This is a genomic window from Marinobacter mangrovi (genome assembly GCF_016798325.1).
Lineage (GTDB): Bacteria > Pseudomonadota > Gammaproteobacteria > Pseudomonadales > Oleiphilaceae > Marinobacter_A > Marinobacter_A mangrovi.
In genome coordinates this window covers 102261-127638 of record NZ_JAERVO010000004.1, presented here as the reverse complement: position 1 = coordinate 127638, position 25378 = coordinate 102261, and the positions used below count along the sequence as shown (strand labels likewise).

Here is a 25378-nt window from a genome sequence, read left to right as displayed (position 1 = left end):
CCCAATCCGTCTTCGGCCTTTCCATATTCGCACCGGTCGGGCCACATCGGTATAATCCAGCATCAAATTTTCGCATCCAGCAGAGGCTTTTCATGGGTTTTAACTGCGGCATCGTCGGCCTTCCCAACGTCGGCAAATCCACCCTGTTCAACGCGCTGACCAAAGCGGGTATCGGGGCGGAAAACTTCCCCTTCTGCACCATTGAGCCGAACGCCGGCGTCGTTGGCATGCCCGACCCGCGCCTCAACAAGCTCGCGGAAATCGTCAAGCCGCAGAAGGTCATCCCGACCACCATGGAATTCGTCGACATTGCCGGCCTGGTGGCCGGGGCGTCCAAGGGCGAAGGCCTGGGTAACCAGTTCCTGGCCAATATCCGCCAGACCGATGCCATCGCCCAGGTGGTGCGCTGCTTCGAGGACGACAACGTCATCCACGTGTCCAACAAGGTCGACCCGGCCGCTGACATCGAAGTGATCAACACCGAACTGGCCCTGGCCGATCTGGAAACCGTCGAGAAAGGCATCAAGCGGGTCGAGCGCGTTGCCAAGAGCGGCGACAAGACCGCCAAGGCCCAGCTGGAGGTCTTCCAGACCCTGCTGCCGGTGCTGAACGAAGGCAAACCGGTGCGCAGCATGGAACTGGATGAGGACAGGATGGCCCTGATCCGCGAGCTGTGCCTGCTGACGGTCAAGCCGACCATGTACATCGCCAACGTCAACGAAGACGGCTTCGAGAACAACCCGCACCTGGACAAAGTGCGTGCCATTGCCGCCGAAGAAAACGCCGTAGTCGTGCCCATCTGCAACAAACTGGAAGCGGAAATCGCCGAACTGGAAGACGACGAGAAGTCCATCTTCCTGGAAGAGATGGGCATGGAAGAGCCGGGCCTGGACCGCGTCATCCGTGCCGGCTACAAGCTGCTGGGCCTGCAGACCTACTTTACCGCTGGAGTGAAGGAAGTCCGCGCCTGGACCGTCCGCATCGGCGCCTCGGCCCCACAGGCGGCCGGCGTGATCCACACCGACTTCGAGAAAGGCTTTATCCGCGCCGAAGTGGTGAGCTATGACGACTTCGTCGAGAACAACGGCGAACAGGGCGCCAAGGAAGCCGGCAAATGGCGCCTGGAAGGCAAGGACTACATTGTCCAGGACGGTGATGTCATTCACTTCCGCTTTAACGTATAAGCCTGCGCGGGACGTCGGCCATGACCTCCCTGCCCCTCTGCTGCAGCAATCTGGATGACGGCTGGCCCTGGCGCCAGCCGTTGCCCGGCTTGCAACTGATCTCCCTCGATTTCGATCCAGACCAGCTCCGCCCCGGCGATTTCCGCGACTGCGAGATCCTGCCCCCAGCCGCCGTCCAGCGTGCCCGGGGTAAGCGCCAGACCGAATACCTGGCCGGTCGCCTCTGCGCCCGTGAAGCCCTGCAACGCCTGACCGGAGAGGGAGTCGTCCCGGAAACCGGCCATGACCGCGCTCCGCGCTGGCCAGCTGACTGCGTCGGCTCCATCACCCACAGCCAGGGTAAGGCTGCGGCGATTGTCGGCGCCCGCCAGCACTACGCCGGCGTGGGCCTGGACCTGGAAGTCACCATGACCGATGCCCGGGCCCGCAAGCTCGCCGGGCAGATCCTGACCGCCGACGAGCACACCCGCTTTGCCGACGCCATGGCTGCCACCCCCGGTCTCTGCCTGACCCGCATCTTTTCGCTCAAGGAGAGCCTGTTCAAGGCGCTCTACCCCATTACCGGCCAGCGATTCTATTTCGAACACGCCGAAGTGCTGGAGACCCACTCAGAGGGCCAAAGCCGCCTGCGCTTGCTAAAATCTTTGTCGGACGACTGGCCCGCAGGGGCCGTGATTGGCGCCCAATATACCGAGCACGACGACCACATCCTGAGCCTGATCGCCATCCCCGCCGGCCCCGCTCCGACGCTCTGACAGCCCCTTTTCGCGCATTTTTCAACCAATCCGGGCGCACGCAATCGACGGCATCCACGGATCCCCCAAAAGGGGTTGACAGCCTCGCCCAAAATCCCGAGAATACGCGCCTCGTTTGGAGCGCTTCTGGCCTCAAAACGAGATGGCAAGGTAGCTCAGCTGGTTAGAGCACGGCACTCATAATGCCGGGGTCGGCGGTTCGACTCCGCCCCTTGCTACCAGTATTCAAAAAAGGCCCCTCGCGAACGCGTGGGGCCTTTTTTAATGCTCGATAGAAAGCGTGTTGAACCGCCAAATGGGGATTCACCCGGAGTACGCCTGCCCTTCAACCAGCCACCTCGTCCCCAACCGCCAGACAGATCCGGTCCCGGCCTCCGGTCTTGGCTCGATACATCGCCTCATCCGCCCGATTCACCAATGTGTCCCGATCATCGTCGCTGTGGGCGAGGGCCAGGCCGATACTCATGGTCAGCTCGACCGGCTTGCCCGTCGGGGCAAAGTCGGCCGCGCGCAGGTTATCCGCCAGGCGCTCGAGAAAATTCTGGGCGCCTTCGAGGTCGGTTTCGGGCAGCAACATCAGGAACTCCTCGCCGCCCCAGCGGGCCGTGATGTCGGTGGTCCGGGTGAGTTCGCGAACCGTATCGGCAAACAGTTCCAGCGCGGCATCGCCGGCGGCGTGGCCGTGCTTGTCGTTGATGGCCTTGAAGTGGTCGAAGTCGAGCAACGCGACGGCCAGGGCGTTACCGTAACGCCTGGAACGATCCAGTTCGGCGTTCAGGCGTTCTTCCATATAACGTCGATTGAACAGGCCAGTGAGGGAGTCGGTACGCGCGAGCACTTCCAGTTCCATCCGGGCCTGTTCGAGCTTTTGCATGTCCTCCCGCCGGGCCAGTTCATGTCCCACCCACTGGGCAAACAGGCGAACCAGCTCAATATCCTGGTTTGAGAAGGGGCTGGTTGGCTCGGGGCTGGAAAAGTTCAGGGTGCCGTACCGTTCGCCATCCACGAAGATGGTAGCGCCCAGATAGGCCTCCAGTTGGAAGTTGATGTAGCAGGGGTGCGTGCGGATGTCGCTCTTGCTGGCATGGTAGAAACCGCGGACATCCCCGACATTGAACACCTGGCTGCAATAGGTTTCGGCAAAGCGGAACGTCATGCCCGGATGCAGGGCATTGTCCGGGTCGATAGCCCGCACGATGGTGTAGGTGTCGCCTTCGATATGACTAAAAATGCCGATCGGCAGCCCGAAATGTTCGGTACCCAGCCGGAGGATCGCGTCGACTCGCTCGTCAAAATTCAGTTCGCGAGATGTGGTGATGGCGTGCAGCTGACTCAAGGTCTGCTCCGTCACCAGGCGATGAGTGACGTCCCGGATAAACGTCAGGAACACAAGATGCTCCTGCTCCGGGCTGTCGATGGGGCTAATCAGGGTCTCGCCGTCGAAAGCATGACCGCTTTTGCGCCGATAGTGAACCACCACGGTCTCATCTCCCGGATCGGCCTCCGTGTCGATCGAGCCGGCACTCGGGAAGTCGGTGGCCTCGTCGGGATCGGCGTGAAGCATTCGGGTCTTCTGTCCGACCAGCTCGGCTTCGTCGTAACCGAAGATCTCACAGGCCTTGCGATTGACCATGACAATCCGCTGCTCGGAATCCGCCGCAATTACGGCCACGTCCATATTGGCAAAGACGAATGGCAGCACACCACCCAGTGCGGACAACGAGGTGCCCTGGAATACGGAGGTCAGTGGCATAGACAACACTCCCGCCCACACGCCATCCTCACTGGCCACTCGGAGCGGTATCCATACTGCTGCCCGGTTATTATTTGATGATCGGTCAAAACCGACAACACGTGATGCATTAATGACCCTGTCAGTATATCGCATATAAACCTATCGGCTTGCATTTGGCGCTTCTGCAAGCATCCGGCCACGCCATATACGCGTGGTCCGGGTTTGCGATCGCGGTAAAACTACGCATTCAACTCTTCCGTGCGAATCGCTAAAAAGGCAACATTCAACGCTTTTGAGGACGACCTCACCCAGTTTGGGACTCGAATGCGGGACGACCCGCTTTGTCTGGAGCCCTGCCATGCGCACCCCCAAAGACCGGATTCGTCAAGCCGTCAGTTTTGAAGTGATTGGCTTGGTCCTGGTCATTCCACTGGCCTCCTGGGCCTTCGACCTGCCGGTCAGCGACACTGGCGTTCTCGGCCTGATCGGCGCCTCCCTGGCGACCGGCTGGAACTATGCCTTCAACCTGTTGTTTGATCATGGACTAAAGCGCTGGAGAGGTACGACCCGTAAGACGTTCCGGATGCGTTTGGTGCATGCGATCAGTTTCGAGACGGGGCTGATGCTGGCGTTTCTGCCCATTGTTGCCTGGTGGCTGGAGGTGGGACTGGCCGAGGCCCTGGTGATGGATCTGTCGTTCGTCCTGTTCTATCTGGTTTATGCCTTCGTGTTCACCTGGGCGTACGACACGATCTTCCCGGATCCGGATGCTTCGCCCTCACAAGCTCACCGTGACAGCACCGCCTCCCTGTCGTCCTCACGTTAGACGGCCGGGGGCCATCGCCCCCGGCGTCACTCGTCAGCTTCCTTCGGGAAAGACGCGGCTCCAGTCCTGCTTCATATCGATCACCACCCAGCCTCGTTCGGGCGCCTCGTCCAGCGCCTTGTCGAGTTGGCCGATGTGGGACTGGCGGTCGTAGGCCCACTCGCGGTCGGCGTCGGTGTGATGCAGCAACACCCCCATACGCGGCATCTGATCCTCTTTGCTGCGCGGGATGGTGGTGTACTGCAGCATCTGCAGATCGCCATCGGAGTTGCCGACGGCCATGATCGGGCGACGGCCGATCTGGCGATAGATGCCAACGGGTTTGCCTTCCTTGTCATCCACCAGAATGATGTTTCCGGTCTTGACGATCTCCGGCACGCCATCGCGCATCTCAAACTTGGCATCGCTGGTGGTGCCCATCACCTGTTCCGGTGGAATGCCGTAGGTGTCTTCGGCAAACACGCGAATGAAGTCGACACCGCCGCCGGAGACGATGTAAGTCTTGAAGCCATTGGCGCGCAGGTAAACCAGCAATTCCAGCATCGGTTGGTACACCATCTGGGTGAACGCCCTGTTTTTGGTGGGGTGTTTGGCGGTGGCGAACCAGTCGGTCACCGAATCCCGGAAGGCTTCTGCGGTCACGTCGGCATGGGCCGTCAGCAGCACTTTCATCACGCCCTCCATACCACTGGCCATCAGCCCTTTCACGTCACCGTTGATGGCGCTCTTGAAGGGTTCGGTGGTTTTCCAGTCGGGATGATCCGGCGCCATCTGGCGAATCCGGTCCAGGGCGTACAGGGCCTGGAAGTACACCGGCTGCTCGGCCCAGAGCGTGCCGTCGTTATCGAAGGTGGCCACACGCTCGGCCGGCGGCACGAAATTCTTCGAGCCCTTGTCGGTCACTTTCTGGACGAAGCCAACAATGGCCGATTTGGTCTGGCCATCGTTCCAGGATGCCAGCGGGTCACTGTCGGTCGCTTGAGCGACGCTGCAACAGGACAAGAGAAAGAACACAAAGACAATACGGAACCATGGGGTCTGCATAAGGCTCAGCCTCCAGAAATGTGAAGACTGCCGACAATCCTGATACGTCATCTGGCGATGAAAGCAACCCACCGCCGCCTTCACTGGCAGCACAAGTCTTCAGTGTAGTCCCTGCTGATGGGGCTGCCGATGAGATGAGTTGGCTCAGCCACGCCTCATATGCAAAGTTTTGCGTCATATTGACCCAAGTCAATGCACCGGACAGTCGAGTGAGTATTAATCCCGCCTTTACTGAATCGCATCAGCAACCATATGAAAAACTAACGACAAACGGTTGCATTTATTCGCTTTCCAAACCTATTGGGTATTACTAGAGTGTCGATAAAGAAGGCACCATCGTGCGCCAGCGTATCTGGCATTGCGCGAACCCGGTAAAGACGGCCCTGGTGGGCCAAGCGCTGCTGTCTGGAGAACCATCCGTGAATGCTTTTCTGAACCAGTTTTCCCTGAAAACCAAAATTGTCGGGATTGCCGTCACCATCCTGATCATCTTTCTGGCCAGTTCCGGTTACGCCCTCTATGCCATTTCCGGCATCGGTAAGGAACTGGCGCTGGTGTCGGATAAGGACATCCCCCTGGCCGGCTCACTCTCCCGCATCACCGAGCACCAGCTGCGCCAGACCATTGCCTACGAGACGGGCTATCGCGCGGCGCTTTCCGGTAACGGCAGCGAGGAGGCCCTGGCCACAGCCCGGGATCACTTCGATGCCCTGTCCCGGCAAATCGATGAAGAGATTCGCCAGGCCCGGACCATGGCGGCGGATCCGGGTGCAGACGCAGACACCCGGTTGCGGCAGGAACTCGGCATCGTGCGCCAACAACTCAAGGATATTGCGTCGGCCCATGGTCGATTTGAGCAGCATGTGGATGAGGCGTTCGCGGCTTTTGCAGCGGGTGACCTGGAAACTGCCGGCAACCTGACCGACGACATCGACCAGGCCGCCAGCCAGCTGGACGACGGACTGGGAGCGCTGCACGAGGACGTGGCCGGCTTCACCCAGCGCAGCGCCCAGGAAGCGGAAGCGCACGAGCAGGCGGCGCTGGTCACCCTGACCACGCTGATTGTCATCAGCACCCTCGTGGGGTTACTGATGAGCTGGGTGGTGGCCAACGCCATTGTGCGCGGTATCCGCCGGGCCATCGTCACGGCGTCCGGCGACCTGACCCAGGAAATCGATGTGGACAGCAAGGACGAAGTCGGTGAGCTGTTGCACGCCATGAACGGCCTGCGCCAGAAACTGCTGGACATGATCAGCCAGATCTCGGCCATCACCGCGCAACTGGCGGCCGCTTCCGAGGAAATGGCGGTGATCACCGAACAGACCAGCCGGACCATCGACGAGCAGTCCTCGGAAACCGAACAACTCGCCACCGCCATGAACGAACTGGCCAGCACCGCCCAGGACATCGCCCGGAACATCAGCGACACGGCCCAGTCGGTCAACGAGGCCAGCGATCACGCTAACGGCGGCCGGGCCACGGTGGAAAAAAGCATCCAGGAAATCTCGAAACTGGCGGACGACATCGAGACGTCGGCCCAGGCCATTCGCCAGCTGGAGGAAACCAGCGCCACCATCGGCAACGTGCTGCAAGTGATCCAGGCGATCGCCGAACAGACCAACCTGTTGGCCCTGAATGCCGCCATCGAGGCAGCCCGGGCGGGCGATCAGGGGCGCGGCTTCGCCGTGGTGGCGGATGAGGTGCGGGCGCTGGCCAGCCGGACCCACGAGTCCACCAAGGAAATCGACGACATGATCAACCAACTGCAGTCGGTGTCCCAGAAGGCGGTCGCCTCCATGGACAGCAACCGCCAGCAGGTCAGCCGCACGGTGGACTACGCGTCCGAGGCCGGCGCCCAGCTCACCACCATCACCCAAGTGACGGCACGCATCCAGGACATGACGCGCCAGATTGCCAGCGCATCGGAGGAACAGGTGGGCGTGACCGAAGAGATCAACAAGAACATCGTGCAGCTCAATACCATGTCGGAGCAGACGGCCCAGGGCGCGGAGGAAACCGCAACCGCCGGTCAGGATCTGACGCGGATGGCCAATGAGCTGCAGTCGATCGTCTCGCAGTTCCAGGTCTGAGCATCATCCACCCTTGAACAGAAAAAGCCCGGGGCCATTCGACTCCCGGGCTTTTGCTTGCGCGTTGATGGTCCTGTCGACGTTGGGTCCCCGCCTCAGGGCGCGGCCAGATCATCCAGCCCCGTCACGGTGAAGGCGCCGCTGGAGCCGTAATCCGCCGCCTCCCGGGCCACCGCCGTATAGACGCCCCCGTTTTCCAGCGTCACGGACACGGGGCCGATCGCGACGGTGCCGGTACCGGCGGCCGTCACATAGACGTCGTAGTCACCCGCCGCCACCGGCAGATAGCCAGAACTTTCCCCGAAGGCGACATCGCTCAACACCGGGTCGGCGTTGCCAATGCCACCCGCTCCCTGCGCCGTCAGGTAGACGTCCACGTTCGGGGCCTGGCCGGCACCGTGGATAACCCGCAACTTGGCTTCCGTGGCCACGGCGCGACGATCATCATCCGAGAAAGCCAGCAGCTCGATCTGGGCCAGCGCATTGGCCGCCAGCACGGTGTAGGCACTGCCATTGGCCAGGTCGTAGGTGTCACTGACGACCGCGGTGGTATCCCCGGTGGCGGTGACTGAAACCTCCGTACTCTCGGCCGCCACCCCGGCGTAATTGCCGAAGTCCGCGCCGGGAGCCGCATCGGGGAACGCCAGGTTGGAAATGGCCGGTGTGCCGCCGATCGCGCCGAGGTAAATGTCGACATTGGGCGCGTTGTAGGAGTTGTGCACGGCCCGCAGTCCGGCGCCCGCATCCGCATCCACCAGTTCGGAAACGTCGCCATCCTCCTCAACAATCAGGCTGATGGGCGAATCGCCGTAGTTGGTGTTGTTCACCGCGCCGACCAGCAGGTCCGAACCACCGGCGAGGCTGACGGTGCCGCTGTCGTAAACCACAGTACTGCGGCCAGCCGCAGTGACTCTCACCTGGTAATCCCCGGCCGGTACGTTCAGCGGGCCGGTAACGTCTTTGTAGGCGACGGTGGCCACGGGGGACAAGCTGGACAAATCAGCACCCGGCGCGGTCACATAGACATCCACTTCCGGCGCATCGGAGGCCAGGTGAGCTATCCGAACCCGCACGGAGTCCGATGGGGTCGCCTCCGGTTCATCGGTCACGACCAGGGACTCCAGGGTACTGTCGGCCACTTTGCCGATGACAAAGACATCGTAGACCTTTCCGGAGCTGTCGGCCTTGATTGACTGCGGGCCGATCACTTCCGTGGTACTGCCATCCGGCAGGATCGCGTCGACGGCCAGCTCACCGGTGCCTCTCACGCGGACCTGACCCGCTGCCTTGTAGTCCGCATCACTGATCACCACCTTGCTGCCCAGTCGCACGTCGACGGCGGGCGCATCGGATGAGGCATGGAAAACCGTGACAGACGTGGTTTTCGTATCGTTATCACTGCCGCAACCCGCCATTGAGAACGCCATGGCGAACAGAAGTATCGCTCTTCCTAACCCTTTCATTGGTGTTGCCCTCACAGGTTATTGGGGTTGTTCTACAACATGACTGCTCGACACAATGGGCTACGACAACGATTTCAATTTGGACGTCATTAACCGACAATCGGTCAGTCTCAAGCCCGCGTAAACGCCAGCACCGCGTCACCATGTCTTTGATTCAGAAGCTGAAAAAAAGCGCCTCACGCCTGAAATCCGACACCCTTGCGCTGTATCTGGCAGCCCGGGATCCACGCACCCCATGGCTGGCGAAGGCCGTCGTCGCGATCGTGGTGGCCTACGCGCTGAGCCCCATCGACCTGATCCCGGACTTCATCCCGGTGCTGGGCTATCTGGATGACATCATCCTGCTGCCACTGGGGGTTGCGCTGGCGATCCGGCTGGTGCCGGAAGCGGTGATGTCGGACTGCCGCGCCCGCGCCCTCGATGCCTTCAAAAACGGAAGGCCGGTCAGTCGCTGGGCAGGGGTGGCGGTTGTCGCAATCTGGATGGCGGCGATCGTCGTACTTGGCGTGGTGGGATACCGGATGTGGCTTGAGGCAGGCCAAGGCGCCCGTCACTGACTCCCGCGGCGTCGGCCGACTTCCGTTACACTGCAGGCACTGTCCGTATCCCTGCTTCCCATTCACTGTTCAGGAAGGCGTTATGTCCGATTCGATGTATTTCTATGAACCCGCCAACGGCCATGGGCTGCCCCACGATCCGTTCAACGCGCTGGTGGCGCCGCGCCCGATTGGCTGGGTGTCCACACGCGGCGCCGACGGCATCCTGAACCTGGCGCCCTACAGTTTCTTCAACGCGTTCAACTACCACCCGCCGATCGTTGGCTTCTCCAGCATCGGCTACAAGGATTCCGTACGGAATGCCCAGGCCACCGGCGAGTTCTGCTGGAACCTGGCCACGCGCCCCCTGGCCGAGGCGATGAATGCGTCCTGCGCCGCGGTCGCGCCGGAGGTGGATGAGTTTGAACTGGCGGGCCTGACGCCGGAGCCGTCCCGGGCGGTGAACGTACCCCGTGTCGCGGAAAGCCCGGTGTCGCTGGAGTGCAAGGTCAGTCAGGTCCTGCAACTGGCGGGTGCCGACGGCCAACTGGCCGACACCTGGGTGGTGTTCGGTGAAGTCGTCGGGGTCCATATTGCCGAGCACCTGCTGAAAGACGGCATTTACGACACAGCCGCGGCCCAGCCGATCCTGCGCGGCGGCGGTCCAGCGGACTATTTCCAGGTGGAAGAGGCCCAGCGCTTCCAGATGTACCGCCCCGGATAACCCCCTCTCCCTACACCGGCTGGCGTCCATCATGAGCCGGCCGGTGCCGCTTTCAGTCTTTTCCATGTCGCCTCTGTCCACGCTGGCCGATGCAATAACGCTCACATTGAAACCATCGAAAACCGCACAAACCCTGAGGAGGCGGCGATGGCGATCAAGTTCGAGCAGGCCCTGTTGGATTATCCACAGCAACGTGCCGGCGCGGCGCGACACCCACAGAGTGTCGACCAGTCCGACCGCCGGGTTCCCATCAATCTGCGCCAGTCCGGCCCCACGCCGGTGGAAATGCTGATTTCCACCCGGGTGCGCAAATCACCCTACTGGCACCTGTCGGTGGAATCCGGCTGCTGGCGTGCCACCGTGTATAACCGTATGTACCACCCACGCGGCTACGTGCATCCGGAAGAGGGCGGCGCCATGGTGGAGTACGACTCCCTGATCCATGACGTCACCCTCTGGAACGTGGCGGTGGAACGGCAAATCCAGGTGAAAGGCCTGGAGGCCGAGGCGTTCGTGAACTACGTCATCACCCGCGATGCCACGAAGATCAAGCCCATGCGCGGCAAGTACGTCATCCTCTGTAACGAAGAAGGCGGCATTCTCAATGACCCCGTTTTGCTGAGGATTGCCGAAGACGAATTCTGGTTCTCCCTGTCCGACAGCGACCTGGAACTCTGGCTGCGCGGGGTCAATACCGGCAAACGTTTCGACGTCAGCATTGCCGAGATCGACGTCGCCCCGGTGCAGATCCAGGGCCCCAAATCCGAAGCCCTGATGGTGGATCTGTTCGGCGACGCCGTCAGCGAGCTGCCCTACTATGGCCTGATGGCCGGTCAGGTGGCCGGACACGACGTGATCGTCTCCCAGACCGGCTTTACCGGCGAGAAGGGTTATGAGATCTATCTGCGCGACGCCACTCTGCACGCCGAGGATCTTTGGTACACGGTCCTGCGCACCGGCGAGAAACACAACCTGCGGGTGATCGCGCCGGCTCACCATCGCCGCATCGCGGCCGGCATCCTGTCCTGGGGACAGGATGTGGACCAGGAAACCATGCCCTTCCAATGCAACCTGGCTTACCAGGTCCCCCGCAACAAGGATGCGGACTACATCGGCAAGCAGCGACTCGAAGAGGTCCGCGCCCAGATGGAAGCCGGCAACCCGCCTTTCCGCCAGATCATGGTGGGGCTGCGCTTTGACGGCGCGCCGGTGACCGACTACGCCAACGATTTCTGGCTGATCAGCCAGGCGGCCGGCGAAGAGCCGGTGGGCTATGTCACCTCGCCCTGGTACTCGCCGGAGCTGGAAACCAACATCGCCCTCGGCTACGTGCCCTACGAACTGCGCGACATCGGCACCCGCCTGACGGTGAAGTTGCCGCCAGAATATGTCGGGGCGGACGGCAACCTGGAAGTCGACGCGGAAGTCGTCAACGTGCCCTTCCGACCGTCGGTCAACCCTAACGCGCGGGAGCGGGCCAAAGCCAAGGGCATCGACTTTGCGGATTAAACAGACCCACAGACAGGTGGTGAGCGTGCCATGCAACTTGTCCATGAACAGATGACCGATCCCGACGCCGATACAGCCTGCGGCGAGGAACTGGATTTCCTCGCCCGGTCGGCGTCCATAGAGCTGACGCCCCGGCAGATCCTGACCACGGATGATCTGAGCCGCTGGCTTGCACCGGGCACCGCCGTCTACGTCCCCTTCCTGCCCAAGGCCCGCTACGACGACACTGTCGAAGCCTGCTGCCAGCTTCGAGCCGCGGGGTTGGACCCGGTCCCCCACTTTCCGGCGCGGGCGGTTGCCAGTGCCGGACAGGGTCAGGAGTGGCTGGAACGTCTGGGTGCGGCAGGCGTCGACAAACTGATGGTGATCGCCGGCGACAACGGCGATCCGCTCGGCCCCTTCAAGGACACCCTGGCTTTGCTGGAGAGCGGTCTGCTGACCCGCTACCCCTTCGCCCTGGGCGTGGCCGGCCATCCTGAGGGCCATCCGTCGGCGGACCATCCCAGCCTGATGCAGGCCCTGCAAATCAAGCGGGACTATGCCGCAACCACCCGGACACGCATGTGGGTCACCACCCAGTTCGCGTTCGAGGCCGACAGCTTTACCGACTGGCTGCAGACGGCAGGCGACCACCTGGCGCCGCTGCCGGTCTACTTTGGCATCGCCGGCCCCACCAAGTTGCGCACGCTGATGGCCTACGCCGCCCAATGCGGTGTCGGGGTCTCAGCCCGGGCGCTGATGCGCCATCCGGAGACCGCCCGACTGCTGCGCTCGTGGACACCGGACGGATTGGTGGAAGCCTTGGCGCAGTACCGGGTTGCGCATCCGCTCACGCTGTTCAAGGGGATTCACCTGTTCCCGTTCGGTGGTCTGAAACGGGCTTCCCGGTGGCTCGAGGACCTGCCCAGCGAAACGCCCGACTGCGCGGCCTCCCCGGGCAGAGCCTGACGGCAAGGAGGACACCCCATGTCCGTTCAATACCACGAATCGGCCTCTGTTACTCCGGCCGAGCCGGAACTGCCACCGCCCGGCACGCCGGACATCGAGATCGCCCGCGCGGTCCAGCCCCAGTCGATCCTGTTGCTGGCGCAGCAGCGGTTTGGCCTGCCCGCGGACAGTCTGATTCCCTTTGGCCATTACAAGGCCAAGCTCAACCTGAAGCATCTGGGACTGCCGGATCCCGCCACCTACGGCAAGCTGGTACTGGTCACGGCCGTGACACCGACGCCGGCAGGCGAAGGCAAGACGACCACGAGCGTGGGCCTGAACGACGGCTTGAACCGATTGGGCGTAAAATCCTCGGTGTGCCTGCGCGAACCCTCGCTGGGCCCGTGCTTCGGCATGAAAGGCGGTGCCGCCGGTGGCGGACGGGCGCAGGTGATTCCGATGGAGGACATCAACCTCCACTTCAACGGCGACTTCCACGCCATCACCGCCGCCCACAACCTGCTGGCGTCGATCATCGACAACCATATCCACTGGGGCAGCGAATCCGGACTGGATCCCCGTTACATCAGTTGGCGCCGGGTGATGGACTTGAACGACCGGGCCCTGCGCAACACGATCATCGGTCTGGGTGGTGCGGCACACGGGCTGCCCCGGGAAACCGGCTTCGACATCACCGTGGCGTCAGAAATCATGGCCATTCTCTGCATGGCGGACAGCCTGGCGGACCTGCGCCAGCGACTGGCGCGGATCATCGTCGGCCGTCGCCGCGACCTGTCGCCGGTCACCGTGGGCGACCTGGGCACCGAGGGCGCCATGACCATCCTGCTGCGGGATGCCCTGCAACCCAACCTGGTCCAGAGTCTGGAACACAACCCGGTGTTCATCCACGGCGGTCCGTTTGCCAACATCGCCCACGGCTGCAATTCGGTCATGGCCACCCGCTATGCCCTGAGCCTGAACGATGTCGTGGTCACCGAAGCCGGCTTCGGCGCTGATCTGGGGGCGGAGAAGTTTATCGACATCAAGTGCCGCCAGAGTGGGCTCCGGCCGGATGCAGCGGTGCTGGTCTGTACGGTCCGGGCGCTCAAAATGCAGGCGGGCACGCCCCGCAACAAACTGGCCAAGCCGGATGTGCAGGCGGTCTATGCGGGCTCTGATAACCTGCAGCGGCATATCCGCAACCTGCGCCAGTTCGGACTGACGCCCGTGGTTTCCATCAACTGCTTCCCCTCTGACAGCGACGATGAAATCGCCGCCATCCAGGCCGTCTGCAACGACTGGGGCGTGCAGGCCATCCCGGCCCGGCATTGGGCTGAAGGCAGCGCGGGGGCCAGCGATCTGGCCCAGGCGGTGCTGGATCAGATGGACAGCGGCACGCCCGACATCCAACTGCTCTACCCCGATGAACTGCCATTGACGGAAAAAATCGAAACCATTGCCACCCGACTCTATGACGCGGCCCGTGTCGACTTCTCGCCGGACGCGGCACGCCAGTTGGACGAATACGAACAGCTCGGCTTCGGCCACTTGCCGGTCTGTATCGCCAAGACCCAGTACAGCTTTTCCGCCAACCCCAAGCTGCGAGGCGCTCCGAGCGGGCATGTATTGCCGGTACGGGAAGTCCGGTTATGTGCGGGCGCCGGGTTCGTGGTGGCCGTCTGCGGTGACATTATGACCATGCCCGGCCTGCCACGGCATCCGGCGGCGCTTGATATGGGGCTGAATGCGGAAGGCGACGTTTACGGGCTGGTATAGGAAGTGTTCAGAGAGTGCCGCTGCCGGACTTCCAATCGTCCGGCAGCGGCGTATAGGTGAAAACCCCGAACGTGGGTTCCGCCCGGGCGCGCTGGAGCGCTTCCGATGCGGGCGAGCGAAGTTCGAAGGCTTGCGTCGGTGCGGGCTGATCCATGGCGTGGATCGGGCGCACGTTGGCCCGCGCCGATCGCGGCGGCGTTCCCATGTACTTGCGGTAGCAGCGGCTGAAATGAGTGGCCGAGACGAAGCCACACATGGATGCGATTTCGACGATGGAACAGGAGGTTTGCTTGAGCAACCGCCGCGCCCGGTCGAGTCGCAGCTTGAGATAGTAGCGCGAGGGCGTACAGCCCAGGTGTTTGAGGAACAGCCGTTCGAGCTGACGCCGTGAAATCCCCGCCAGCTGAGCCAGCTCCCTGAGTTCGATCGGTTCCTCGATATTGGCTTCCATGAGCTGGGCGACTTCCGCCAGCTTGGGCTGGGCCACTGCCAGCTGGTGGCGCAGGGGGACCGGCTGCTGCTCACTGTCCTCACGCATCCGGTCGCACACGAACATATCGGAAATGGCATCGGCGAGGGACTGCCCGTGGCGGCGGCACAGCAGGTTCAGCATCAGGTGCAGCGGCACTTCGCCGCCGGTGCAGGTCATGCGGTCACGATCGACGGTGAACAGGCGATTGTTGCAGTGCACCCGGGGAAAACCTTCCTGCAGGGCGGCGAGGCACTCCCAGTGGGCGCTGCACCCATAACCATCCAGCAGCCCGGCACTGGCGAGCACATAGGCCCCGGTACACAGGGCCCCCAAAGTCACCTGTTTACGGGCGAGACTGCGCAGCCAGGAAACTTCGCGACTGGAAAAGCTCTGGGTGACGTCGATTCCCGCCACCACCAGCACCAGATCGAAATCCCGGGAGGTACCCGTCGCGGCGTCGGGAACCAGGGTAACGCCATCACTGGCGTGGACGGGCTGGCCGTCAACGGAGAGCAGCTGCCAGGTGTAAAGTTCTGAACCGGTGAGCTGATTGGCCATGCGCAGGGGTTCAATGGCGCTGGCCAGGGCCATGAGGGTGTAGTTCTCGATCAGCAGGAAGCCCACCCGATATGGCCGGGTCTCGCGGCTAACTGCATCGCCGTTGGTCGAGCCAGTCATGCCCTTACCCCTGAGGACGCTGTGGTCCTTGCTAGACCTCTTTCTCGACAATAAGCCTCACACGAACCAGGCGCAATGACTTATCGACGAGCGGCTTTCCGGTAGGCTCCGGGGCCAGTTTATGACGGCACCGTTTTGGGGCATGATCCAGATGCGACAGAATTCAGGCCACATCTGTTCGTCTGCGACACTCCAGGAAGTGATTGTCGTCAGCCTTGGGGGGAGCGGGAGCCGGCACGCCTTGACCGGGACACGCTGTAAATACGTCCCTGTACGCTCGACTGAGGCCATCCATGGCCTCAGACGGTCCCGGTCAAGGCGTGCCAGCTCCCTTCCGAAGTCGTTCAGGACCGCATCCTTTCATTGTCCGGATCATAAAGCGCCCGATAACCCACCGACTCAATCCGGATCCGGTACTTTTCACCGAAGTATTCCAATAGAAGCTCCCGACCTTCCTGGGCGTATGCGTGGGGAATGTAGCCCAGCAGGATGACCTTGCCGACCGATGGGCCGAAAGCAGCACTAGTGTTGTAGGAACGTCGGCCCTCACTGTCCACCAGCACTTCGCCGGTCTCCGGATCGAGGATCGGCCACTGCCCCACCGGATAGCGAGCCACGCCTTTGGCGTCCCGGTTCTCCAGCATGGTAAGGGTACACAGATAAGCGGGTTGGGCCGGTCGCTCGCGTTGCTCCAGGTAGGCCGCCTTGCCGTGGAAATCCGCTTCCTTGACCTTCTTGCGGGCCAGGTCCGCTTCATACAGGTTGTACTCGGTTTCCAGATCCACGTTCTGCAGGCGCAGGCTGTTTTCCAGGCGCCGGGTGTTGGCGTACGTCTCGATGCCCACCGGTGTGACGCCGGCTTCGAACAGCAGATCCCAGAGCCCCAGGCCGTAGCTGAACGGCACATAAAGCTCCCAGCCCTGTTCGCCCACATAGGAAATGCGGAACGCCCAGACCGGAATACCCTGCACCCAGATTTCCCTGGCCGTGGCGAAGGGGAACCGTTCGTTGGACAGCTCGTCCGGATCATCCAGGAACTGGGCCAGCGTCTCCCGCGCCTTCGGCCCCCAAAGACCCAGGGTGGCCAGGGAATCGGTGCGGTCGTCCAGCCGGTAGCGGGTCAGACCCCGCTCTTGCGCCATGCGTCGGATCCAGACCAGGTCCCGGTGGCCGGTATCGCCGCCGCAAACCACCCGGTAGGCGTCTTCGGCCAGTCGGATAATGGTCAGGTCGGAATGAATACCCCCTTGGCCATCCAGGAAGTGGGTATAAACGCCCTTGCCGACCGGCGTGGTGCCGCCCACCCTGGCGACCGACAAGTATTCCATCAGCGCCTCGGCGTCCTGGCCGGAGATGTCGTAGATGGCAAAATGGGACAGGTTGATCATGCCCACGTTCTCGCTCATCTCCAGTTGCTCGGCGTTGGACACGTCCCAGAAATGCCGGCCGTCCCACTCGTTCTCCCGCACTGGAATCCTATCGCGGTACCTGGCCAGCAATGTGGCCTCGTTGGACTGGTAGCCGTGAGCCCGCTCCCAGCCGGCCGCTTCCATGAAGTAGCCGCCCAGCGCGACTTCCCGTAGATAGAACGGACTCGTACGCAACTGCCGGCCACTTTCGTAGGGTTCGCGTGGGTGGACGGCTGGCGTGTAGATTTTCTTGGCCACTTCATAGCAGCGGCCGTAAACGTAGCGGGAGGTCTTCTGGGCCGGATAGAAGCGGGCGATGTCGACGCTGTGCGGATCCATTTCCGGGCGGCCGGTGGTCATCCAGTCCGCCAGCAGCTTACCGGCCCCGGGACCATCCTTGACCCAGATGGCCTCGCAGAACCAGAGATCCCGCACTTCCGGCGTTTCGCCGATCATCGAGCCGCCATCCGGCGTCACCGACAACAGGCCATTGAACGAGCGTTTCTCTTCCCAGCCCAGCTCACCGAGGATCGGCGTCATCTCGATGGCTTTCTCGTAGGCATGCATGACTTGCTCCAGCGACAGGTCGCGCATGGAGGGCGACAGCCGCGCCTCGCCTGGCTCGGCGATGTCCCGGGCGTAGACCAGCCGCGGGTTTTCATGCTCGTAGTAGCCCCACTCCATGTGCCCGCCCTCAGTGGTGGACGGGTCGCCGGTGTCCCGCACGTAGGCGGAGTTGCCCTGATCGCGGAACAGCGGCCAGACCAACTCCTCGCCGGTGCCCTTGAGCGCCCCATAGGGTCCGAAGAACAGCAGGGGATGCTCCACCGGCATCAACGGCAGGGGGGCCCCGGCCGTGCGGGCCATCAACGGGCCCCAGATCCCGATGGTCAGCACGACGTATTTCGTCTTGATGTACCCCCGGTCGGTTTCCACACCCTGGACAACGCCGTCCTTGACGTCGATGCGCCGCGCCGGGGTGTTGGCAAACGCCTGAAGGTGGCCGCTGGCCACCGCCTCATCCACCAGGTCCCCCGCCACAGTCTGTGAGCGTGGCACCACCAACCCCGCATCCGGGTCCCACAGGGCGCCCTGGATTTTGGTCTCGTCCACCAGGGGGAACAACTCCTTGGCCTGGGCCGGCGTGATCATGCTGACGTTGGTGCCAAAGGCCCGACCCGAGCCCACCTTGCGGATCAGCTCCGCCATGCGCTCGTCGTCATCAATATGCGCGACTTCCATACCGCCCTTTTTCAGGTAATTACCGCGCTTGGCGTAAAACGCCTGACTGTATTTCGTGGTGTAGACGTTGAGCTTGTCGTGAGAGGTGGTGAAGCAGAAATCGGAAGCGTGGGAGGTGGACCCGATGTCCGTCGGGATGGCGGATTTCTCGAGGCCGACGATGTTGGTCCAGCCCTGCTCGATCAGGTGATGGGCCACCGAGGCGCCGACGATGCCACCCTGCCCGATGATAACGACATCTGCACTTTCCGGAAGTTTTGCCATGCTCTTCCCCCGCTGCTGGGGCCTGACGGCCACTGAAGGATGAATCAGGCTGCATTCCGGGCTACCCTGAGAAACCAGCCTGCATTCAATCTGAATCCGAATCCCTATGGCTGCCTAATCGGATACGACACACAGTTGTCCAAAAGCGGCATTGGCGCCAGAAGGACCACTTTTCCGGTCGCCGCCGGCCAACGAGTTATCAGCGGCAAGTGGCTGGGCGTTGCGGCCAACGGCCACGATCAGAGGGTACAAGCGATGAGAGACAACACGGAGCGTTACGGGCAGGTCAGCCGTTTTTTGCACTGGGGGATGGCGCTGCTGATTTTATGGCAGTTCCTGAGTGCGATCGCCCACACCCTGATCAAGGACACCCCGTTGGAGTCGTTCCTGTGGGGAACCCATAAACCGATGGGACTGCTACTGCTGGTATTGGTGGTGATCCGGGCCCTTTGGGCGCTGTCCAATTTGGCCAACAGGCCGGCAGCCATCAACAAGTTGGCGAAACTCGGTCACCTGGGGATCTACCTGCTACTGCTGATCATTCCTTCCCTCGCGCTGTTGCGCCAGTATGGCTCCGGCAAGCCATTCGAGCCTTTTGGCGTGCCTTTATTTGCCGGTTTTGAGGGTGAGGAAATCAACTGGATGACCGCGCCGGCCAATCTGCTTCACAGCTGGCTGGGCTGGCTGTTGCTGCTGACCATCATTGGCCATATTGCATTTGTTATCCATCACCGGCGCCGAGCGGACAAAACCGATGTCCTGCCTCGCATGTGGGGCTGATCGCTTTCTGACTTATTGCCGGTAAAGCCATCCGGGATCGCGAAGGGCTGCGATCCCGAACAGGGTACGGCGCGCCGGGAGGCCCGGTCGGCGACGTCTCAGACGCGGCGGCTGCGTCCGTTCTTCAGGCGGGAGTAGGTGGCGGTGGCCACACCCAGCCAGGCGGCCAACTGGTAATCCGGCACCCGCTCGACCAGTTCCGGATAGTCGCGCACCATGATCTGGTAGCGCTCTTCGGCACTGAGCGTCTGACGCTCGAACTCGCGCATCGTGGACCGCTCGGCCAGCTCTTCCATCAGGGCCAGGGCGAACTGGGCCCAGGCGCCCTCGCCGTCCTGCTTGATGCACTCACGGAACGGCAGGAAATCCGCCTCCCAGAGCGTGCATGGGGTGACGGTGGTCAGGCACAGGGTGTTGCGCTCGGAGCGGGTCCGGGCAAATACCGGCCAGATGGCGCTGCCTTCGTCAAAGAAATGGTGGATGCTGACACGACCGTCCTCGTTCTTGCGATAGAGACGGGCGATGCCGTACTCGACGAGGTAGATCTTTTTCCAGGTGTTATGGCGTTTCTCGAGATTCACTTCCGCCCCGTAGGTGCGGTGCTCGAAAAGAGCGGCCATGTCTTCCAGTAACTGCCGACGCTGACGGGAAAGCCGGTCCGGAATCCCCCAGCCCAGAACCCGTGCCAAACTGTTACGCAATGCCCGCAAACGCCCTTCGCCAGGATCCTTGGTGGACCAGCCGTAGGCTTCGGGAAATTCATTGGCAAGGCACGGTGCAGAGGACGGTTGGTTCAGGACGTGCGTGGCAGATGAAGCAAGTACATCATCGTGTTTACCCATTACATAACTCCACCCGAACGTGCGAAATCGTTAGCGCGCTATTATTGCATCGACTTTCACTCACAAAAACTGATTTATATTGCTATTATTGAGCAATATTTCTGATTGAATGCAGGATGTATGGACACCGAACTCGCACGCACGTTCCTGGTCGTGGCTGAAACCGGCAGCTTCGTGAAAGCTGCGGACCGGCTGAACATATCCCAGACCACCGTCACCGCCCGCATCCGCTCGCTGGAAACCCAGTTGGGGCAGGCCCTGTTCGAGCGCGGCCGACACGGCGCCAGTCTCACGCCCCAGGGGGATCGGTTCATGCCGTCGGCGATGTCGATCCTGCAGGTGTGGGAGCGCGCCCGGCACGACGTCAACGTCTCCACCGAACACGAACATGTGCTCTCCGTCGGCGGCGAGCTGAGCCTGTGGAATCCGCTGCTCTTGAACTGGCTGGTGTGGATGCGCAAGAACTGCCCGGAGATTGCCGTGCGGGCCGAAGTCGGAGACTCGGCCAGCCTGATCGGCAAGGTGGAACGCGGGATCCTTGATATCGCCGTCGTGTACTCGCCGCTGTACCACCCCGGCCTGGTGGTGGAGATGCTCGAGGAAGAGCGCCTGATCATGGTGACCACCGATCCGTCGGGCTCGACGGCGGAGAACGAACATTACGTCTACGTGGACTGGGGGCCGGAATTCTCCTCCCACCACGATAAGGCCTTTCCCTCCCTGAAACGCTCCGGCATTTTCGTGGGCATGGGTCCCATGGGGCTGAGCTACATTCTCTCCGCCGGCGGCGCGGGCTACTTCCGGGAGCGGGCCATCCGCGGCTTGCTGGACGAGGGCCGGCTGTTCCGGGTGCCCAATGCGCCGGCATTCCCCTACCCGTCGTATATGGTGACCACCGAGACAGAACACCCCCAGGCCGCCATTGACCGAGGCATGCTCGGCCTTCGCAGGGTCATCCGCGACGGTATGTCCCCATGGGTGATGCCGGTATAATAACGCCGGGTAGCACTGCACTGCCGTCCGGTGTTTTCGGTATTCACCTACCGATCCCATGGGACATTAGCCGTAGATGGCTTGTAAGGATCCCGTGCAATCTTTAACCTTTAACGAGCACGGGCCTCGATGCAATACGCCCCGGCGTTCCCGGCCCGTAAAGATGGATTCCCCCTTTTCCAACCGTAGTGAGCAGCATTCCCCATGACTGATGGCGCCAGCAATCGCATTACCAGTGGTTCAAAATACCGCAGCGAGCAAGGATTTTCGGCCATCAAGGACGGCATCAAACGGTCCGGCAACGCGGACACACCGGTCAGCCGCAAACCCAGTTGGCTGCGCGCCCGCATGCCCGGCGGTGAGCGCTTCGACGCCGTGCGCCGCAATGTGGCCGAGCACCGGCTGAGCACCGTCTGCCAGGAATCCCACTGCCCCAACATCGGTGAATGCTGGAATAACGGTACCGCCACCATCATGGTGATGGGGTCAGTCTGCACCCGCGCCTGTAAGTTCTGTGCGGTCGATACCGGCAACCCGAAAGGCTGGCTGGACCAGGAAGAGCCCGAAAACACCGCCAAATCCGTCGAACTGATGGGCCTGCGCTACATCGTGCTGACCTCCGTCGACCGGGACGACCTGGACGACGGCGGCGCTGCCCACTACGCTGCCTGCGTCAGCGCCATCAAGGCCCGCACGCCGGAAGTGGCCGTGGAAGCCCTGACCCCGGACTTCGACGGCGTGCATTCCGCCATCGAGGCGGTTGTGGATTCCGGCCTGGACGTGTTCGCCCAGAACGTCGAGACCGTCGAGCGCCTGACCCACTACGTGCGCGACCCGCGTGCCGGCTATGAGAAAACCCTCAAGGTACTGGAACACGCCAAGAAGCACCGCCCGGACGTCCTCACCAAGACCAGCATCATGCTGGGCCTGGGCGAGACCGACGAGGAAATCCTCCAGACCATGGATGACCTGCGTGCCGTGGGCGTCGATATCCTGACCTTGGGCCAGTATCTGCGCCCCACGCCGAACCACCTGCCGGTGGAACGCTACGTCACGCCGGAAGAGTTCAACCGCTACCGGGAAATTGGCCTGGAGAAAGGCTTTATGGAAGTTCCCTCCGGCCCCATGGTTCGCTCCAGCTATCGTGCGGACCGGGTGTTCGAGCAGAACAACCTGGGCCTGGCCATGCCCGCAGTGCCGACACCGGAGAAGGACGAGAACCTGATTCCGATGAAGGCTGTGGACTGACAGATCCCACAGCCCGGCAATCGAAGCCAGCATCACGATGCTGGCTTTTTTGTGCCCGCTCGATCAGCCGACAAATCTTGCCAGCACCGAACGCACAGACGACCGATAACCGCCGCAAAACAGGTTCATGTGATTGAGCAGGTGGTAGAGGTTGTACAGCGGAACCCGCTCTTCCCAATCCGGTGCCAGATCGGCGTTGGCGGCATAGGCCGCGTAGAAGTCAGCGGACTGGCTGCCAAACAATGTGGTCATGGCAAGATCCGCCTCAGCCCAACCGTAGTGGGCCGCCGGGTCAATCAGGACCGGTTCGCCGCCCGGACCGGCGTGGATGTTGCCGCTCCAGAGATCGCCGTGGATCAGGCTGGGCGGCTGCTCCGGAATCCAGTCGGCCAGACGGTGGGCGATGGTGTCCACCTGGCGCACCTCGGCCGCGGGCAGCAGTCCCTTGTCCCGGGCCAGACGGGCCTGAAACAACAGCCGGGCCTCGCCGAAAAAGGCAAAGCCGTCCGCCATGCGCGGATTCGGCTGTGGCGTCAGGCCACAGTAATTGTCGCAGGAAAAGCCAAAGGCGCTGTCCGTAGTACGGTGCATCTGCGCCAGTTGCTCGCCCAGCTCGCGGCCAAAATCCGGCCCGGGCGAGCCGGACACCCATTCCAGCAAGAGCCCCTGATCCGACACGGCCAGCACCTGGGGAACCCGGATCGCCCCGGTGGCCGAGAGGGCGCGCAGGCCCTCCGCCTCGGCCTCGAAGAAGCCGGCCGGAGGCGCCCGGTGCACCTTGAGAAAGACCGTCTCGCCGTTTTCGAGCACGACACGAAACGCGTCGTTGATACTGCCGCCCCCCATACCGGGGCGCTCACTTGCCGGCGGCAGACCGGCCTGGGTCAGCAGGGAGTTGAGGATCGAATCCGTCGACATGAGGCACTCCTTTCGGCGTGTCTGTGCGATGGTTACCGGTGCTTGCCCCGATACAGCCGGCAGCGATTGCGCCCTTCCCGCTTGGCTTCATACAGGGCCTGGTCGGCGTCCCGGATCATTTGTTGCGGGGACAACTGAACGTCGGCCGCGAAGATCGGTGCAATGCCAGCCGTCAGCGTGTGGGTGATGGTTTTCCCCTCATATTCGGTCGGGTGTTCCGCGAAGTCCAGCCGGATCCGGTCGGCGATGGACAGGGCTACATCTTCCGAGGGCACCTGCAACAGGAGAACAAACTCTTCCCCGCCATACCGGATACAAACGTCAGCCGGCCGGCAGGTGCGAGTCAGCATGTTCGCGAGATCCACCAGCACGTGGTCACCCGCTTCGTGGCCATGGGTGTCGTTGATGACCTTGAAGTGATCCAGGTCGATCAGGACCAGGAATACCGGCAGGCTGGTCTGCTCGAATCGTTCGCGGAAGGTCTCATAGGCAACGTTCAGTCCACGCCGGTTATTGAGGCCGGTCAGCGGATCCTGGTGCGCCATACGCAGGGCCAGGCGTCGATCGCGGTCCCAGCCCATCAGCCGTTCGCCCAGGGCCACCAGCAGCAGCAAGGCTTCCAGCACACCGGCGGCCTGGGCGAAGCCCAGCGACTCCATGCCCCAATGCAGCCAGGGCGTACCGGCACTGATCACGCTCAGGGCCAGACCAATGCCGTATATCACCCAGGCAATGGCGTACCAGCGCGCGTAGTGCTGACCCTGGCGATAGGCCCAGAACCCCAGCGGCGCCAGCAGGATCAACGAGATCAAGCTAATGAATGACAGTACCAGCACCGGTTCATAGAGGCCGGCAAATCGCATCAGAATGCCCAGCACCATGACCGCCTGGATGCCCCTGATCGTCCGGTCGATGCCCGGAAAGCGCTGCCGGGTCCGCAGGAAGGTGCGGGAAAACTGGAAAGCACTGGCCGCCATCAATAAATAGAGAATGTGGAAGCCTTCGTTGTGCCAGAACACCGATTGGGGCCAAAGGAACTGGAAGGCGAATCCGTTGAGCAGCGCCCACATCAGCGTACTGGCCACCAGGAACACGGCATACTGGAAAAACAGCCACTGGCGCAGCAACCAGGCCCCGATCAGCGAAATGAACACCAGCACCAGCATGGCGCCGTAATACATCCCGTAAATAGCATACGACTGCCGCGATTGCGCCGCGAACCGATCGGCGTCGTCGAGTTTGATGTTCAGGCTGACGCTGTCCGGCTTTTCATAGGCCAGTCGCAGATAAAGCGTGGTGGAGCCGCCCGGGGGCGTGACATGCTGGAACGCCAGCGTGCGGTAGTTCAGGGGGCGACTGTGGTAAGGCGCGCGGTCGGTGAGCGACAGCGTGTGCGGCGGCCCACCGTTATCGGCCCAGTAGACCGTCATCAGGTCGAGATAGGCGGTCTCGTGGCTCAATACCCAGCGCCGGGGCCGGTCGGCTTCGTTTCGCAGTTTGAGGCGCACCCAGAAAGCCTGGTTACTGATGCCCTGATTGACGTCCCGGTCGGTGAGCGGCCGGAACCGGTCCAGGGGCAACTGATCCAGCGTGGTGGTCTGTGGGGTGACCAGAAATTCCGCCGGAGAACGGAGGAGCTCGTCACCCAGATGCGAAATATCCAGTACGGGCGCCGGTGGAAGAGCTGCGGACGCAACACGGGCGACGCACAGTAAGCCTATAATAGTAATGAAAATAAATGATCTGACGACAGCGAACATGCCAGGGTCTGTTTCAATGAGTCGGTGCAAGTCTAGACGAAGTTGAAGCCCTCGTGTCCCGTCTGGTTAATTCGTTGATCTACTGAGCGCCTGACCGCTTTGAGAGCAAGGCGCGGTAGCGAAGGTTTGGTGGTTCCAAATCGAGCTGCCGCAACACCGCTATCAAAGCGTTCAGGCGCTCCCGAAGGGCGCACCGCTGACGC

Annotated in this window: 20 protein-coding genes and 1 tRNA gene; 13 read left to right on the top strand and 8 right to left on the bottom strand. The window is 62.2% G+C overall.

Translation table 11 applies throughout. The annotated features are described in order from the left end of the window. The first annotated feature begins 92 nt into the window (after positions 1-92). From ychF to JL474_RS13560, 3 genes are all read left to right on the top strand, one after another. Positions 93-1184: a redox-regulated ATPase YchF gene (gene ychF / locus JL474_RS13570; protein WP_123635755.1), complete on the top strand. Its 1092-nt coding sequence runs from the start codon at positions 93-95 to the stop codon at positions 1182-1184. A gap of 20 nt (positions 1185-1204) precedes the next feature. Further along, on the top strand, positions 1205-1939 hold the full coding sequence (locus JL474_RS13565; protein WP_203142476.1) for a 4'-phosphopantetheinyl transferase family protein: 735 nt from the start codon (positions 1205-1207) through the stop codon (positions 1937-1939). A 144-nt stretch (positions 1940-2083) separates the two neighbouring features. Continuing rightward, positions 2084-2160: transfer RNA gene (locus JL474_RS13560), tRNA-Met, on the top strand. 104 nt (positions 2161-2264) lie between these two features. Here JL474_RS13560 and JL474_RS13555 read toward each other — a convergent pair. Next, positions 2265-3692, bottom strand: coding sequence for a bifunctional diguanylate cyclase/phosphodiesterase (locus JL474_RS13555; protein WP_203142475.1), 1428 nt, complete (start codon positions 3690-3692; stop codon positions 2265-2267). A 340-nt stretch (positions 3693-4032) separates the two neighbouring features. On the opposite strand from JL474_RS13555, the gene JL474_RS13550 reads away from it, so the two are divergent. Next, positions 4033-4500, top strand: a complete 468-nt coding sequence (locus JL474_RS13550; RefSeq protein ID WP_123635758.1) for a PACE efflux transporter — start codon at positions 4033-4035, stop codon at positions 4498-4500. A gap of 33 nt (positions 4501-4533) precedes the next feature. Here the strand turns inward: JL474_RS13550 and JL474_RS13545 are convergent, their stop codons facing one another. Next, complete coding sequence (locus JL474_RS13545) at positions 4534-5544, bottom strand: HAD family hydrolase (protein ID WP_203142474.1); 1011 nt, start codon at positions 5542-5544, stop codon at positions 4534-4536. A 419-nt stretch (positions 5545-5963) separates the two neighbouring features. On the opposite strand from JL474_RS13545, the gene JL474_RS13540 reads away from it, so the two are divergent. After that, positions 5964-7634: a methyl-accepting chemotaxis protein gene (locus JL474_RS13540; protein ID WP_203142473.1), complete on the top strand. Its 1671-nt coding sequence runs from the start codon at positions 5964-5966 to the stop codon at positions 7632-7634. A gap of 95 nt (positions 7635-7729) precedes the next feature. On the opposite strand, the gene JL474_RS13535 is transcribed toward JL474_RS13540, so the two are convergent. Then, positions 7730-9061 (bottom strand): DUF4397 domain-containing protein, encoded by a 1332-nt coding sequence (locus JL474_RS13535; protein WP_203142472.1) that lies wholly within the window; start codon positions 9059-9061, stop codon positions 7730-7732. Positions 9062-9240: 179 nt separating this feature from the next. On the opposite strand from JL474_RS13535, the gene JL474_RS13530 reads away from it, so the two are divergent. From JL474_RS13530 to JL474_RS13510, 5 genes are all read left to right on the top strand, one after another. Beyond that, the gene (locus JL474_RS13530; RefSeq protein ID WP_203142471.1) at positions 9241-9654 is read left to right on the top strand and encodes a YkvA family protein; all 414 of its coding nucleotides are present in this window, start codon (positions 9241-9243) and stop codon (positions 9652-9654) included. An 82-nt stretch (positions 9655-9736) separates the two neighbouring features. After that, entirely contained in the window at positions 9737-10357 is a 621-nt protein-coding gene (locus JL474_RS13525; protein ID WP_123635762.1) for a flavin reductase family protein, read from the top strand. A 147-nt stretch (positions 10358-10504) separates the two neighbouring features. Next, positions 10505-11866: a glycine cleavage T C-terminal barrel domain-containing protein gene (locus JL474_RS13520; RefSeq protein WP_203142470.1), complete on the top strand. Its 1362-nt coding sequence runs from the start codon at positions 10505-10507 to the stop codon at positions 11864-11866. A 30-nt stretch (positions 11867-11896) separates the two neighbouring features. Next, positions 11897-12814 (top strand): methylenetetrahydrofolate reductase, encoded by a 918-nt coding sequence (locus JL474_RS13515; protein WP_203142469.1) that lies wholly within the window; start codon positions 11897-11899, stop codon positions 12812-12814. A gap of 18 nt (positions 12815-12832) precedes the next feature. Beyond that, positions 12833-14569 carry a formate--tetrahydrofolate ligase gene (locus tag JL474_RS13510; RefSeq protein ID WP_203142468.1) on the top strand — a complete coding sequence of 579 codons (1737 nt, stop codon included), beginning with the start codon at positions 12833-12835 and terminating at the stop codon, positions 14567-14569. 7 nt (positions 14570-14576) lie between these two features. On the opposite strand, the gene gbdR is transcribed toward JL474_RS13510, so the two are convergent. Further along, on the bottom strand, positions 14577-15719 hold the full coding sequence (gene gbdR / locus JL474_RS13505; protein ID WP_203142467.1) for a choline metabolism transcriptional regulator GbdR: 1143 nt from the start codon (positions 15717-15719) through the stop codon (positions 14577-14579). A gap of 344 nt (positions 15720-16063) precedes the next feature. Continuing rightward, the gene (locus JL474_RS13500) at positions 16064-18634 is read right to left on the bottom strand and encodes a GcvT family protein (protein WP_203142466.1); all 2571 of its coding nucleotides are present in this window, start codon (positions 18632-18634) and stop codon (positions 16064-16066) included. A 39-nt stretch (positions 18635-18673) separates the two neighbouring features. Between JL474_RS13500 and JL474_RS13495 the strand changes: the two genes are divergently transcribed. Continuing rightward, on the top strand, positions 18674-19414 hold the full coding sequence (locus JL474_RS13495; RefSeq protein ID WP_236012258.1) for a cytochrome b: 741 nt from the start codon (positions 18674-18676) through the stop codon (positions 19412-19414). Positions 19415-19512: 98 nt separating this feature from the next. On the opposite strand, the gene JL474_RS13490 is transcribed toward JL474_RS13495, so the two are convergent. Beyond that, entirely contained in the window at positions 19513-20256 is a 744-nt protein-coding gene (locus JL474_RS13490; protein WP_203142465.1) for a Crp/Fnr family transcriptional regulator, read from the bottom strand. A 120-nt stretch (positions 20257-20376) separates the two neighbouring features. Here JL474_RS13490 and JL474_RS13485 point away from each other — a divergent pair, with 120 nt between their 5' ends. Together JL474_RS13485 and lipA are read left to right on the top strand one after the other, a co-directional pair. Beyond that, complete coding sequence (locus JL474_RS13485) at positions 20377-21249, top strand: LysR family transcriptional regulator (protein WP_203142464.1); 873 nt, start codon at positions 20377-20379, stop codon at positions 21247-21249. Positions 21250-21453: 204 nt separating this feature from the next. Then, positions 21454-22497, top strand: a complete 1044-nt coding sequence (lipA, locus tag JL474_RS13480; protein ID WP_203142463.1) for a lipoyl synthase — start codon at positions 21454-21456, stop codon at positions 22495-22497. A 63-nt stretch (positions 22498-22560) separates the two neighbouring features. Here lipA and JL474_RS13475 read toward each other — a convergent pair whose 3' ends face one another. Continuing rightward, positions 22561-23415 (bottom strand): fructosamine kinase family protein, encoded by an 855-nt coding sequence (locus JL474_RS13475; RefSeq protein WP_203142462.1) that lies wholly within the window; start codon positions 23413-23415, stop codon positions 22561-22563. 32 nt (positions 23416-23447) lie between these two features. Beyond that, positions 23448-25175, bottom strand: coding sequence for a sensor domain-containing diguanylate cyclase (locus JL474_RS13470; protein ID WP_203142461.1), 1728 nt, complete (start codon positions 25173-25175; stop codon positions 23448-23450). Positions 25176-25378: the final 203 nt, after the last annotated feature.